Consider the following 12893-nt stretch of genomic DNA (forward strand, 5'->3'; position numbering starts at 1 on the left):
GCGGGTCAGTGGGTGGCCCGCTGCTCCCTGACGCGCACGGCGATGTCCGGTTGGTCGATGAACAGGCCGTCGATGCCGGCGTCGAGGAAGGCGTTGATCTCCGCCTCGACATCACCGCGCACCTGCGGGTCGCTGCCGTTGCGCAGGTTGGTGGGGAGGAAGGCGTTTTCCGCGCGGAAGGTGTAGGGGTGCACCTTGAGCCCGGCGGCGTGGGCGTCGGCGACGAAGCGCGTGGGCTGGCCCAGGTTGCCGGCGGCGTCGCGGGGGATCACGTAGGCCTTGTCCGGGCCGACGCCGGCGGCATAGCGGGCGACGGTCTTGAGGCCGGCGGCGCTGGCCATCTTGGCGTAGGTCAGGCCGGTGCCCAGCACCTGCTGGTCATAGGGCTGGCCGGCGCCGTAGAGCTGGATCAGGCGGATGCTGCTCTGCCGGGCGATGCGCTGCAGGTTGTCCACCTCGAAGGACTGGATGTACACCGCCGAGCGGCGGTCGGTGTAGCCGTTGCGCTGCAGGGTGCGCAGCAGCGGTTTCTCCATGGCCAGGCCGAGCTGCTGGAAGTGGGTGGGGTGCTTGGTCTCGATGTACAGGCCGATGCGCCGCTGCTGGCTGAGCTGCAGGCTCTTCACCAGGTCGATGATCTCCTGCAGGGTGGGGATCTCGAAGGCGCCGTCCAGCCGTGCGTTGCCCGGGCGCACTTGGGGGATGCGCTCGATGGCCTTGAGGGTCTTCAGCTCGGCCAGGGTGAAGTCTTCACTGAACCAGCCGGTGAGCGCCACGCCGTCGATGTTCTGGGTGCGCTTACGGTCGGCGAACTCGGGGTGCTTGCCGACGTCGGTGGTCAGCCCCAGTTCGTTGTCGTGGCGGGCCACCAGTTGGCCGTCGCGGGTCATCACCAGGTCCGGCTCGACGAAGTCGGCGCCTTGCAGGGCGGCCAGGGCGTAGGAGGCCAGGGTGTGCTCCGGCACATAGCCGCTGGCGCCGCGATGGCCGACCACCAGCGGCGTGCCCTCGCCCTGGGCATGGCCCTTGGCGGCGCGGGGCTGCTGGGCGGCCCAGTCGATGGCGGATTGCACCGGGTCCGGCGCGGCGAATGAACAGAGGGGCAACGTCAGGCTGCAGACCGCCAGCCAATGCCGCAGGGTGGAAATGGATGCCATGGGGCGTCTCCTTGCGGTAGGGGAAGCGCAAGCCTGCCGCAGGATAGATGACGGTTTGTGGTGCGCCGCGCGGCAAGTGTTGCGAGGCGTGACCGGCCCGACGGACAGAAAGAAAGGCCGGCTGGCCTGGCCGCTTCGCTCTGGTATTCTCGCCGCCATGAAAAAGACTCTGCCCCTCTCCCTCATCGCCGCCCTCGCGCAGAACCGCGTGATCGGCCGTGACAACCAACTGCCCTGGCACCTGCCGGCGGACCTCAAGCACTTCAAGGCCCTGACCCTGGGCAAGCCCATCATCATGGGCCGCAAGACCTGGGATTCCCTCGGCCGCCCGCTGCCGGGGCGCCTCAACCTGGTGGTCAGCCGCCAGGCCGGCTTGCAGCTGGAGGGCGCCGAGGTGTTCGCCAGCCTGGAAGAGGCCGTGGTACGCGCCGAAGCCTGGGCCCGTGAGGAAGACGCCGAGGAAGTGATGCTGATCGGCGGTGCCCAGCTCTACACCCAGGGCCTGGAGCACGGCGACCGCCTCTACCTGACCCGCGTCGAACTGGCCCCGGAAGGCGATGCCTTCTTCCCGGAAGTGCCGGATGCCGATTGGCACCTGGCCTCCAGCATCGAGCATGAGGCCAGCGACACCAGCCCTGCCTATGCCTTCCAGGTGTGGGAGCGGCGCTGAGCCGGCTGCAACATCGTTGGTGGACGTAAGAAGCGCCGTCCACCCTACGCCCGGATCCACCCGGTAGGGACTCCGGGCGGCCCCTCGCTCAAACCTCCAGCTCGCGCAATTCCGCGCGCACCCGCTCGTTTTCGATCAGCAGGAATCCCACCGATATCGGCAGCTTGAAGCGCCGAGGCCCGGCGCTGCCCGGGTTGATGTGGAGGATGCCGTCGCGGCGGGTGATCAGCGGCTTGTGGGAGTGGCCGGTGATGATGGCGTCGATGCCGCGCGTGGCGAGGTCGGCGGGGATGTCCGCCTGGTCGTGGATCAGGTAGAGACAGGTGCCACCGGAGCGCAGGGTGGCGTCGTGAGGGATGCGTTGCGCCCAGTGCTCGGTGTCGTTGTTGCCGCGCACCACGGTCAGGGGGGCCAGGCGGCGCAGCGTGTCGAGGATCTCGGGCTTGCCGATGTCGCCGGCATGCAGGATGTGGTCGCAGCCTTGCAGGGCCGCCAGGGCCTGGGGCCGGAGCAGGCCGTGGGTGTCGGCGATCAGGCCGATGCGCAGGGTCATGGAAGGGGCCTCGTTGGAATGCGAGGCCCATTCTGCATCACTCGGCGGGGCGCGGGGATTCCGGCAGGAACCAGTTCAGCAGCAGCGCGCAGATGCCGCCGGTGGCGACACCGGATTCCAGCACGTTGCGCAGCGCCGCCGGCATGTGCGCGAGGAACTCCGGCACCTGCGACACGCCCAGGCCCAGGGCCAGGGACACGGCGATGATCAGCAGCGCGCGGCGGTCCAGTTCGATGCCGGCGAGGATGTTGATGCCCGAGGCGGCCACCGCACCGAACATCACCATGGCCGCGCCGCCGAGCACCGGCTCGGGCACCGCCTGGATCACGCCGGCCACCGCCGGGAACAGGCCGAGGATCACCAGCACCACGGCGATCCACAGGCCGACGTGGCGGCTGGCGATGCCGGTGAGCTGGATCACGCCGTTGTTCTGCGCGAACACCGAGCTGGGGAAGGTGTTGAACACGCCGGCCAGCAGCGAGTTGGCGCCGTTCACCAGCACGCCGCCCTTGATGCGCTGCATCCACAGCGGGCCTTCCACCGGCTGGCGCGAGACCTTGCTGGTGGCGGTGACGTCGCCGATGGCTTCCAGCGAGGTGACCAGGTAGATCACCAGCATCGGGATGAACAGGCTCCAGGAGAAGCCCAGGCCGAAGTGCAGCGGCATCGGCACCTGGAACAGCTCGGCCTGGTGCATGCCGGTGAAGTCCAGGCGGCCCAGGTAGCCGGCCAGGGCGTAGCCCACGGCCAGGGCGATGACGATGGCGCAGCTGCGCATCCACACCACGGGGATGCGGTTGAGCACCACGATGATCGCCAGCACGGTGCCGGACAGCAGCAGGTTCTCGCCATTGGCGAAGGTGCCGTTGGCCATGGCGCCGAAGCCGCCGCCCATGCTGATCAGGCCGACCTTGATCAGGGTCAGGCCGATCATCAGCACCACGATGCCGGTCACCAGCGGGGTGATCAGGCGTTTGACGAAGGGCAGGATGCGCGAGATACCCATCTCCACGAAGGAGCCGGCGATCACCACGCCGAAGATGGCGGCCATCACCGCTTCCACCGGGGTGCCCTGCTTGACCATCAGCGCGCCGCCGGCGATCAGCGGGCCGACGAAGTTGAAGCTGGTGCCCTGGACGATCAGCAGCCCGGCGCCGAACGGGCCGAAGCGCTTGCACTGGACGAAGGTGGCGATGCCGGAGATCACCAGTGACATGGAGACGATCAGGTTGGTGTCGCGCGCCGAGACGCCGATGGCCTGGCAGATCAGCAGGCCGGGGGTGACGATGGGCACGATGATTGCCAGCAGGTGCTGCAGTGCGGCGAGCAGCGCCACCAGCGGGCGCGGCTTGTCGTCGAGGCCGTAGACCAGCTCGTTGCGGGAGGTGGAAGTGGCCGGGTTTTCCAGTGAACTCATGGCGATGGTCCGCAAAAAAGCGGCGATTCTACCTGAATGGCCGGGGGCGGCGAGGGGCGCTGGTCAGTGGCTTGGCGGGCGCTGCGAAGATCTAGGTCGGGTGTAACCCGACATGTGCGGTGCAGGGCCGCTGCGGGTTTCACCCGCCCTACGGGCTTATGGCGCGAATAATCAGGCTCGCGTCGACATTGATCGAGCGCTGACAGCGGTTCAGCGTGTCGATCATGCGTTGTAGCGTGGGTTGCAGGTCGATACCGAGTTCTGTGAGGGCATCGAGCTCCTCGAAGCTTTCCAGAACCTCTTTCAACTCTGCGCTGATGGGCAGGGTCGTGAGGGTGTTGCGGAATACGGGGCGGCCCAGGGACCAGATGCCGGTCTCGGCATTCAGGGCGCCGCTCTTCATGCCTTCAAGAATTCCCCTCGCAAGCGAGGCGATGTAGAACTCGGCGGCACCTTCTTCGAATTCGAGCTTCAGGTTTTGCATGAAGTCTGGCGAGCTCCTATGAGCGGCAATGGGAAGAAAAAGCCCGGCACATGGCCGGGCTTTTTCGTTCGCGGGTAGCGCTTACAGGTCTTCCAGCATCGCCTTGTTGCGCACGGCGCCCTTGTCGGCGCTGGTGGCGAGCAGGGCGTAGGCCTTGAGGGCGGTGGTCACCTTGCGGGTACGCGGGGCGGCGGGCTTCCAGCCTTTCTTGTCCTGCGCGGCGCGGCGGGTGGCCAGCTCTTCATCGGACACCAGCAGGTTGATGCTGCGGTTGGGGATGTCGATCAGCACCTTGTCGCCGTCCTGCACCAGGCCGATGGCGCCACCGGCGGCGGCTTCCGGGGAAGCGTGGCCGATGGACAGGCCCGAGGTGCCGCCGGAGAAGCGGCCGTCGGTGAGCAGGGCGCATTGCTTGCCCAGGCCCTTGGACTTCAGGTAGCTGGTGGGGTACAGCATTTCCTGCATGCCCGGGCCGCCTTTCGGGCCTTCGTAGCGAATGATGACGATGTCGCCGGCCTTCACTTCGTCGGCGAGGATGCCCTTCACGGCGCTGTCCTGGCTTTCGAAGATCTTCGCGGTGCCTTCGAACACGTGGATGGATTCGTCCACGCCGGCGGTTTTCACCACGCAGCCGTCCAGGGCGATGTTGCCGTAGAGCACGGCCAGGCCGCCCTCCTGGGAGTAGGCGTGCTCGACGCTGCGGATGCAGCCTTCGGCGCGGTCGTCGTCCAGGGTGTCCCAGCGGGTGCTCTGGCTGAAGGCGACCTGGGTCGGGATGCCGGCCGGGCCTGCCTTGAAGAAGGTGTGCACGGCTTCGTCGTCGGTCTGGGTGATGTCCCACTGGGCGATGGCATCGCTCATGCTCGGGCTGTGCACGGTGGGCACGTCGGTGTGCAGCAGGCCGCCACGGGCCAGCTCGCCGAGGATGCTGAAGATGCCGCCGGCGCGGTGCACGTCTTCCATGTGGTACTTCTGGATGTTCGGCGCCACCTTGCACAGCTGCGGCACCTTGCGCGACAGGCGATCGATGTCGCGCAGGTCGAAGGCGATCTCCGCCTCCTGGGCGGCAGCCAGCAGGTGCAGGATGGTGTTGGTGGAACCGCCCATGGCGATGTCCAGGGTCATGGCGTTCTCGAACGCCTTGAAGCTGGCGACGTTGCGCGGCAGCACGGACTCGTCGCCTTCGCCGTAGTAGCGCTGGCACAGCTCGACGGCCAGGCGGCCGGCGCGCAGGAACAGCTGCTCGCGGTCCGAGTGGGTGGCCAGGGTGGAGCCGTTGCCCGGCAGGCCGAGGCCCAGGGCTTCGACCAGGCAGTTCATCGAGTTGGCGGTGAACATGCCGGAGCAGGAACCGCAGGTGGGGCAGGCGCTGCGCTCGTACTCGGCGACTTTCTCGTCGGAGCAGGAGTCGTCGGCGGCCACCACCATGGCGTCCACCAGGTCCAGGCCGTGGTTGGCCAGCTTGGTCTTGCCGGCTTCCATCGGGCCGCCGGAGACGAACACCACGGGGATGTTCAGGCGCAGGGCGGCCATCAGCATGCCGGGGGTGATCTTGTCGCAGTTGCTGATGCAGACGATGGCGTCGGCGCAGTGGGCATTGACCATGTATTCCACAGAGTCGGCGATGATCTCGCGGCTCGGCAGGGAATAGAGCATGCCGTCGTGGCCCATGGCGATGCCGTCGTCGACCGCGATGGTGTTGAATTCCTTGGCCACGCCACCGTTCTTTTCGATCTCGCGGGCGACCAGTTGGCCCAGGTCCTTCAGGTGCACGTGGCCGGGCACGAACTGGGTGAAGGAGTTGGCGATGGCGATGATCGGCTTCTTGAAGTCTTCGTCCTTCATCCCGGTGGCGCGCCAGAGGGCGCGGGCGCCGGCCATGTTGCGGCCGTGGGTGGAGGTCTTCGAGCGGTAATCAGGCATGTCTTCTGTCCTGCAGGCTGATCAGGTTATAGGTCGTATCGTGAGCGCGGTGGGTGCCGTTGGCAAACGGATGTGGTCGTTGCGTCCGGGGGTGGCGTGAGGGCATCGCGGGATCACCGCGCGCTCGGCCGGGGCTCACTGGCCCGCCTGAGGGTGTGGCAGGGAAGAGGGGATTCTAATCCCAGGTGCGCTCCGGGCGGAAGGCCGGGGGCCGAGCGGTCGGCGCGCACCTGGGTGACCGGGGGTCAGTCGACGCGGAAGTTCAGCTCATCGGCGAAGGGGAAGCCGGCGCCGCTGCCCTTCTCGAAGCGCAGTTCCACTTCCACCGAGGTGGCGCCGGCCGGCACCGTGCCGTAGAGGTTGCGGGCCAGCGGCTGGCCGTTGCGCTCGGCGGCGGTCAGGGCGGGCGTGGCGAAGGCGGTGCCCGCTTCGACGAAGCCGGTAAGGCCCGGCCAGGTGGCGCCGTCCACGGGGCGCGGGTAGCCGCTCTCGGCCTTGTCGGTGATCAGGTTGTAGCGCACGTACTCGCCGCCGTTGAACAGGTAGGCGATGGAGCTGTTGCGCTTGACCGCCGCGTCCAGGCCCAGGGGCCACTGCTGCACGCCGGACCAGGTGGCGCCGGAGACGTCCAGCGGGTAGTTCTTGTCCGCCTTGTCGCCGGTGGTCAGGTTGTAGCGGATGTACTGGCTGCCCTTGAAGAAGTACAGCTTGGAGCCGCTGACCTCGAGCACGTCGTCGATGTCGCGGGCGCCGCCGGTGAAGCGTTCCAGGCCCGACCAGTTGCCGGCGATGGGCTTGGGATAGCCGGGGTCGACGCGGTCGCTGGCGATGTCGAAGCGCACGTATTGGGTGCCCTTGAAGAAGTACGCCTTGCCGTTGCCGGCGTTGAAGCCGGCGTCGATATCCCGTGCGCCGCCCTCGAAGCCTTCGAAGCCGATCCAGTTGCCGGCGATGGGCTGTGGATAACCGGCGTCGACCTTGTCGTCGCGGTAGTTGTAGCGGTAGTAGCGATCGCCGGCGAAGAAGTAGCCGGTGTCGTCGTTCCAGTACACCGAGCTGCGTTTCTCGGCGGTGTGGAAGCGCACCAGCACGCGGGCGTCATGGCTGTTGCCGGCGCTGGCGCCGAGCAGGGCGTCGAGCTGGAAGGGGCGGCCGGCGGCCTCCGGCGGTAGCTCGATGCGCTGGGTCAGGGAACCCTTGCCCTGGCCGACGAAGAGCTGGCCCTGGCCGGCGGGCAGTTCGCTGCGGGCGCCGTAGCGCGTCACCGTCTGCAGGCCGCCCTTGGTCCAGCCGGCGATGTCCGGGTCGTAGGCCAGGTCGGTGTGGGCCGCACCGTACTCGGCGCCTGGGTTGGCCAGCAGGTTCTGGCCGAAGGCGAAGGTGCGCGCCACGGGGTGCAGGCGCGAGCGGCCGTCCAGGGCCAGGCCCTGGGTGGAGACGCCCAGGTGCTCGAACAGGGTGGGCACCACGTCCACCTGGCGTAGCGGGGTGGCCAGGCGGTTGCGGCCGAGGGCGGGAATGCCGGCGCCGCTGAGCACCACCGCCACCTTGCGGTGTTCGGGGCGGTTGGCGCCGTGGCCGGTGCTGCTGCCGCCGTGGTCGGTGCTGACCACGATCAGCCAGTTCTCCTGGGCGTAGGTGGGGCGCGACTTGATCGCCTGCAGCAGGCGGCCGAGGGCGGCGTCGGCCTGGCCCATGGCCTGGACGTATTGCGGGGTGTCGGAGTGGAAGCCGTGGCTGTGGCCGGCTTCGTCGACGCCGTAGTAGTAGGCGCTGAGCACGTCGAGGTCGGCGCGGTTGCGCAGCCAGTCCTCGGCCTGGGCGATCAGCACCGGGTCATTGGCTTCGGGGCCGTCGAACTTGAGGTCGGCCTGGGGCTTCATCTGCGCGTAGAGCGGCGACCAGTTGTAGGCATAGGCGGTCACCAGCTGGGGCTTGCGCTGTTCCAGCAGGGTGAGGAAGTGCGGGTACTGGGCGTAGTTCTGCCCGGTGAAGTTGTTGTCGCGCACGCCGTGCTTGTCGCGCTCGACGCCCATGAACAGGGTCGACCAGCCTGGGCCGCTCATGGAGGTGTCCGGCGACCAGCCACCGTCGGTGTAGACGCCGCTGGCGATCAGTTGCTCGAGGTTGACCATGTTGCCGGCGGGAATGGCATCGGCCTTGAAGCCGTCGATACCGAAGAACAGCACCTTGTTGGTGCCGGCCTGGGCCTGCAAGGCGAGCAGCGAGGCGGTAGCGAGGGCCAGCAGGCGCCCCGCGCGTTTCATCGTTGTCATGACGCATCCTTGATTGTTGTGGTTGCTGCGATGCGATGCAGACGGCTGGCTTGCCTCGCGGTGGTCTATACCAGCGTGGCCGGATTGCGGGGGAATGACAGCGGGGCGGGAGGGGATGAAGTTTTGGTGAAGGGTTTGCGGCAGGCGGATGACGGCGCCCCGACGCTGCGGCCGAGGCGCCGTCGGACCCTCAGCTGTTGGGCAGCAGGCGGCAGGTGATGCTCTTGATGTAGCGGGTTTCCGGGATCGCCGGGTGCACCGGGTGGTCCGGGCCCTGGCCGCCGCGTTCCAGCAGCTGGATGTTGCGGTCCAGGTGGCGGGCGCTGCCGAGCAGGATGTTCTGCAGGTCGTCCTCGGGCAGGTGCATGGAGCAGGAGGCGCTGACCAGGATGCCGTCCTTGTTGAGCAGGCGCATGGCCTGTTCGTTGAGGCGGCGGTAGGCGGCTTCGCCGTTCTTCAGGTCCTTCTTGCGCTTGATGAAGGCGGGCGGGTCGGCCACCACCACGTCGAAGCGCTCCTCGGAGGCTTTCAGTTCCTTGAGGGCTTCGAAGACGTCGCCTTCGACGCAGGTGACCTGTTCGGCCACGCCGTTGAGGGTGGCGTTGCGCTCGACGCCGTCGAGGGCGAAGCCGCTGGCATCGACGCAGAACACTTCACTGGCGCCGAAGGCCGCGGCCTGCACGCCCCAGCCGCCGATGTAGCTGAACAGGTCGAGCACGCGCTTGCCCTTGACGTAGGGCGCCAGGCGCGCGCGGTTCATGCGGTGGTCGTAGAACCAGCCGGTCTTCTGGCCTTCCAGTACCGGGGCTTCGAACTTCACGCCGTTCTCTTCCAGGGCGACCCACTCGGGCACCACGCCGAAGGCGGTGTCCACGTAGCGCTCCAGGCCTTCGGCGTCACGGGCGGCGGAGTCGTTCTTCCACAGCACGCCACGGGGCTTGAGCACCTGCACCAGGGCTTCGAGCACGGCATCCTTGTTGCGCTCCATGGCGGCGGAGGCCAGTTGCACCACGATATGGTCGCCGAAACGGTCCACCACCAGGCCCGGAAGCAGGTCGGAGTCGCCGTAGACCAGGCGGTAGTAGGGCTTGTCGAACAGGCGCTCGCGCAGGCTCAGGGCCACGTTGATGCGGTGCACCAGCAGCGACTTGTCGAGGCTGTGCTTGACGTCGCGGGACACCAGGCGCGCGCAGATGAGGTTGTTCGGGCTCAGCGCGACCACGCCCAGGGCCTTGCCGCCAGCGGCTTCGAGGATGGCCTGGTCGCCGGGCTGGAAGGCGTTCAGCGGAGTGGCGACCACGTCGATCTCGTTGCTGTAGACCCACAGGTGGCCGGCGCGCAGGCGTCGATCGGCGTTGGCTTTGAGGCGCAGGCTGGGCAGGGACATGGGTCGCTCTCCGGAAAAAAGAGCGGGATTATAACCGAAGGCGCCCGCCGAACCTGCTACCGGCGGGCGTTCTCCGCACCACCCGCGAGTGCTTTTCCCGGTGCTGGCACAGCAGTGCCGACGCAGTCGCGAATCGGTCGCTTTCCGAGCCGACCGTTAGGCGAAAGTTCAGCTAAAACGCTGGCCAGTTCGCCGCTGCCTGGGGTTAGACTGTCAGCCTTATTTTCCGTCCCAGTTTCGCTGTCATGGCCCAAGAACTCTCTGCTGAACAGATCCGTCATTTCCTCCAGGGCATCAGCGTGCCGCCCCAGCCGCAGATCATGGTCGACCTGCAGATGGAGCAGGTCATGCCCAGCCCTGACCTGCGCACCATCGCCAAGCTCATCAGCCAGGACCCGGGCCTGTCGGGCGCGCTGCTGAAGATCGTCAACTCGCCGTTCTACGGGCTGACCAACCGCATCGCCTCGATCCAGCAGGCGGTCAACCTGCTGGGCTGCAACACGGTGATCAACCTGATCAACGCGCAGTCGATCAAGGGCGAGATGACCGACGAGACCATCGTCACCCTGAACCGCTTCTGGGACACCGCCCAGGACGTGGCCATGACCTGCCTGACCCTGGCCAAGCGCATCGGCCACCAGCAGGCCGACGAGGCCTATGCACTGGGGTTGTTCCACAACTGCGGCATCCCGCTGATGCTCAAGCGCTTCCCCGACTACATGACGGTGCTGGAGGAGGCCTATGCCAGCGCCAGCGTCGAGCGCCGCATCGTCGACACCGAGAACCGCCTGCTCAACACCAACCATGCGGTGGTGGGCTACTTCACCGCGCGCTCCTGGCGCCTGCCGGAGCACCTCTGCGAGGCCATCGCCAACCACCACAACGCGCTGTCGATCTTCAGCGACGACTCCGGCCGCGATGCGCCGTTGAAGACGCTGCTGGCGATCCTGAAGATGGCCGAGCACGTCTGCGCCTCGCACCTGGTGCTGGGCAACCAGGCCGACGACCACGAGTGGAACAGCATCCGCGCGCTGGTGCTCGACTATGTCGGTCTGTCGGAGTACGACTTCGAGAACCTCAAGGAAAGCATCCGCGAACTGGGCGCCCACTGATCGCCCGCAGCGCTTCACGCCGAGACACCCATGCCTGAATTACCTGAAGTTGAAACCACGCGGCGGGGCATCGCGCCCTACCTCGAAGGCCAGCGCGTGAGCCGTGTGGTGGTGCGTGAGCGCCGCCTGCGCTGGCCCATCCCCGAAGACCTCGACGTGCGCCTCTCCGGCCAGCGTTTCGTGGTCGTCGAACGCCGCGCCAAGTACCTGCTGCTGCAGGCCGAGGCGGGCACGCTGATCAGCCACCTGGGGATGTCCGGCAACCTGCGCCTGGTGGAAACGGGTACGGCGGCGGCCAAGCACGAGCATGTGGATATCGAGCTGGAGTCGGGCCTTTCGCTGCGCTACACCGACCCGCGCCGCTTCGGTGCCATGCTCTGGAGCCAGGACCCGCACAACCATGAATTGCTGCGCAACCTGGGCCCCGAGCCGCTGACCGGGCTGTTCGATGGCGAGCGCCTGTACCAGCTGTCCCGTGGGCGCAGCATGGCGGTGAAGCCCTTCATCATGGATAACGCCGTGGTGGTGGGCGTGGGCAACATCTACGCCACCGAGGCGCTGTTCGCTGCCGGCATCGACCCGCGCCGCGAGGCGGGCACGGTGTCGCGGGCGCGCTACCTGAAGCTCGCCGAGGAGATCAAGCGCATCCTCGCCCACGCCATCGAGCGTGGCGGCACCACCCTGCGCGACTTCGTCGGCGGCGACGGCCAGCCGGGCTACTTCCAGCAGGAGCTGTTCGCCTATGGGCGCGGCGGCGAGTTCTGCAAGACCTGTGGCTCCACCCTGCGCGAGGTGAAGCTGGGGCAGCGGGCCAGCGTCTACTGCCCGCGCTGCCAGCGCTAGGCCGGCGAGGCCCTGTCGGCCTGCGGTCGCGAACGTCGAGAAATGCCGAGAACAATAAGAAGAGGTGAAGGATGTCCGGCAACTACCTGCCCCGCAACGCGGTTGCGGAGGCGATCGGCCATGGGGTCTTCCGGCTCATGGGCTGGCGCATCGAGGGGCAGCTGCCGCCCCTCGACAAGTTCGTGGTGGTCGGCGCCCACCACACCTCCAACTGGGATTTCGTGCTGTTCATCGCTGCCAAGTTCATCCTCCGCCTGAATGCCCGCTGGTTCGGCAAGCACAGCATCTTCCGCTGGCCCTTCGCCGGGCTGATGCGGCGCTGGGGCGGCATTCCCATCCAGCGCCACCTCACGCTCAACCAGGTGGAGCAGGCCGTGCAGGCCTTCGCCGAGAACCGTGAATTCATCCTGGTGCTGTCGCCGGAGGGCACGCGCAAGCGGGTGGAGCGCTGGAAGATGGGCTTCTATCACATCGCCCGGGGCGCGGGCGTTCCGGTGGTGCCGGCGGCGCTGGATTACCGCAATCGGCGCATCGTCATCGGCGAGCCGTTCCACACCACCGGCGATGCCGAGGCCGACCTGCGCCGGCTGCTGGCGTTCTACCTGCCGTACGAGCCGAAAAAACCCGACTACGCTTTTAACGGCGATTGAAGGCCGTCACGCTGAAAAGCGCACGAGCACTGTTATAGTTAGCCGCATTACTCCTCTAATAGCCGAAGGATTGCATCATGAACCTGTTCCGCACTTCCGCTGCTGTCTTGGCGCTGACCTCTGGCCTCATGGCGCTGCCGACGCAGGCTGAGGTTGTGCAGCAGAACACCAGTGGCGACCCGATGTACACCGCCGATGCGCCGCCTGCGTACTCCATGGTCGGCGACCTGCTGATCGCCCGCCCGCTGCTGATCGGCGCCACCGTCGTCGGTGCCGGCCTGTTCGTGGTGAGCCTGCCCTTCAGCGCCCTGGGCGGCAATGTCGGCGCCGCCGGCAAGGCCCTGGTGGTCGATCCGGGCAAAGAAGCCTTCGTGCGTTGCCTGGGCTGCACCACCAGCGGTTACCAGAAAGACTGATCGCG

Annotated in this window: 12 protein-coding genes; 5 read left to right on the top strand and 7 right to left on the bottom strand. The window is 67.3% G+C overall.

Annotated features, from left to right (window positions below; all coding sequences use genetic code 11):
* Positions 1–5 precede the first annotated feature (5 nt).
* The gene (locus tag PSm6_RS11845; protein ID WP_265170261.1) at positions 6–1157 is read right to left on the bottom strand and encodes a glycerophosphodiester phosphodiesterase; all 1152 of its coding nucleotides are present in this window, start codon (positions 1155–1157) and stop codon (positions 6–8) included.
* Between the two features lie 157 nt (positions 1158–1314).
* On the opposite strand from PSm6_RS11845, the gene PSm6_RS11850 reads away from it, so the two are divergent.
* Positions 1315–1827, top strand: a complete 513-nt coding sequence (locus tag PSm6_RS11850; RefSeq protein ID WP_265170262.1) for a dihydrofolate reductase — start codon at positions 1315–1317, stop codon at positions 1825–1827.
* An 88-nt stretch (positions 1828–1915) separates the two neighbouring features.
* Here PSm6_RS11850 and PSm6_RS11855 read toward each other — a convergent pair whose 3' ends face one another.
* From PSm6_RS11855 to PSm6_RS11880, 6 genes are all read right to left on the bottom strand, one after another.
* Positions 1916–2374 (bottom strand): metallophosphoesterase family protein, encoded by a 459-nt coding sequence (locus PSm6_RS11855; RefSeq protein ID WP_265170522.1) that lies wholly within the window; start codon positions 2372–2374, stop codon positions 1916–1918.
* A gap of 43 nt (positions 2375–2417) precedes the next feature.
* Positions 2418–3797: a nucleobase:cation symporter-2 family protein gene (locus PSm6_RS11860; protein WP_043247332.1), complete on the bottom strand. Its 1380-nt coding sequence runs from the start codon at positions 3795–3797 to the stop codon at positions 2418–2420.
* A gap of 148 nt (positions 3798–3945) precedes the next feature.
* Positions 3946–4281, bottom strand: a complete 336-nt coding sequence (locus PSm6_RS11865) for a hypothetical protein (RefSeq protein WP_265170263.1) — start codon at positions 4279–4281, stop codon at positions 3946–3948.
* Between the two features lie 81 nt (positions 4282–4362).
* Entirely contained in the window at positions 4363–6204 is a 1842-nt protein-coding gene (gene ilvD / locus PSm6_RS11870) for a dihydroxy-acid dehydratase (protein ID WP_265170264.1), read from the bottom strand.
* Positions 6205–6449: 245 nt separating this feature from the next.
* Complete coding sequence (locus PSm6_RS11875) at positions 6450–8480, bottom strand: hemopexin repeat-containing protein (RefSeq protein ID WP_265170265.1); 2031 nt, start codon at positions 8478–8480, stop codon at positions 6450–6452.
* A gap of 190 nt (positions 8481–8670) precedes the next feature.
* Complete coding sequence (locus PSm6_RS11880) at positions 8671–9867, bottom strand: class I SAM-dependent rRNA methyltransferase (protein ID WP_021218320.1); 1197 nt, start codon at positions 9865–9867, stop codon at positions 8671–8673.
* A 299-nt stretch (positions 9868–10166) separates the two neighbouring features.
* Between PSm6_RS11880 and PSm6_RS11885 the strand changes: the two genes are divergently transcribed.
* The 4 genes from PSm6_RS11885 to PSm6_RS11900 all read left to right on the top strand — a co-directional run bounded on the left by PSm6_RS11885 (position 10167) and on the right by PSm6_RS11900 (position 12888).
* Entirely contained in the window at positions 10167–10979 is an 813-nt protein-coding gene (locus PSm6_RS11885) for an HDOD domain-containing protein (protein ID WP_162164706.1), read from the top strand.
* Positions 10980–11009: 30 nt separating this feature from the next.
* Positions 11010–11822 carry a bifunctional DNA-formamidopyrimidine glycosylase/DNA-(apurinic or apyrimidinic site) lyase gene (mutM, locus tag PSm6_RS11890; protein ID WP_021218322.1) on the top strand — a complete coding sequence of 271 codons (813 nt, stop codon included), beginning with the start codon at positions 11010–11012 and terminating at the stop codon, positions 11820–11822.
* A gap of 71 nt (positions 11823–11893) precedes the next feature.
* Complete coding sequence (locus PSm6_RS11895; protein ID WP_021218323.1) at positions 11894–12472, top strand: lysophospholipid acyltransferase family protein; 579 nt, start codon at positions 11894–11896, stop codon at positions 12470–12472.
* A gap of 77 nt (positions 12473–12549) precedes the next feature.
* Entirely contained in the window at positions 12550–12888 is a 339-nt protein-coding gene (locus PSm6_RS11900) for a hypothetical protein (protein ID WP_021218324.1), read from the top strand.
* The last annotated feature ends 5 nt before the right edge of the window (positions 12889–12893 follow it).

This window comes from Pseudomonas solani (assembly GCF_026072635.1).
Classification (GTDB): Bacteria; Pseudomonadota; Gammaproteobacteria; order Pseudomonadales; family Pseudomonadaceae; genus Metapseudomonas; species Metapseudomonas solani.

Bases quoted from the DNA above. Each gene is read 5' to 3' on its own strand.
- PSm6_RS11845 (WP_265170261.1), bottom strand. From the start codon at position 1,157: ATGGCATCCATTTCCACCCTGCGGCATTGGCTGGCGGTCTGCAGCCTG.
- PSm6_RS11850 (WP_265170262.1), top strand. From the start codon at position 1,315: ATGAAAAAGACTCTGCCCCTCTCCCTCATCGCCGCCCTCGCGCAGAAC.
- PSm6_RS11860 (WP_043247332.1), bottom strand. From the start codon at position 3,797: ATGAGTTCACTGGAAAACCCGGCCACTTCCACCTCCCGCAACGAGCTG.
- PSm6_RS11865 (WP_265170263.1), bottom strand. From the start codon at position 4,281: ATGCAAAACCTGAAGCTCGAATTCGAAGAAGGTGCCGCCGAGTTCTAC.
- ilvD (WP_265170264.1), bottom strand. From the start codon at position 6,204: ATGCCTGATTACCGCTCGAAGACCTCCACCCACGGCCGCAACATGGCC.
- PSm6_RS11875 (WP_265170265.1), bottom strand. From the start codon at position 8,480: ATGACAACGATGAAACGCGCGGGGCGCCTGCTGGCCCTCGCTACCGCC.
- PSm6_RS11880 (WP_021218320.1), bottom strand. From the start codon at position 9,867: ATGTCCCTGCCCAGCCTGCGCCTCAAAGCCAACGCCGATCGACGCCTG.
- mutM (WP_021218322.1), top strand. From the start codon at position 11,010: ATGCCTGAATTACCTGAAGTTGAAACCACGCGGCGGGGCATCGCGCCC.
- PSm6_RS11895 (WP_021218323.1), top strand. From the start codon at position 11,894: ATGTCCGGCAACTACCTGCCCCGCAACGCGGTTGCGGAGGCGATCGGC.
- PSm6_RS11900 (WP_021218324.1), top strand. From the start codon at position 12,550: ATGAACCTGTTCCGCACTTCCGCTGCTGTCTTGGCGCTGACCTCTGGC.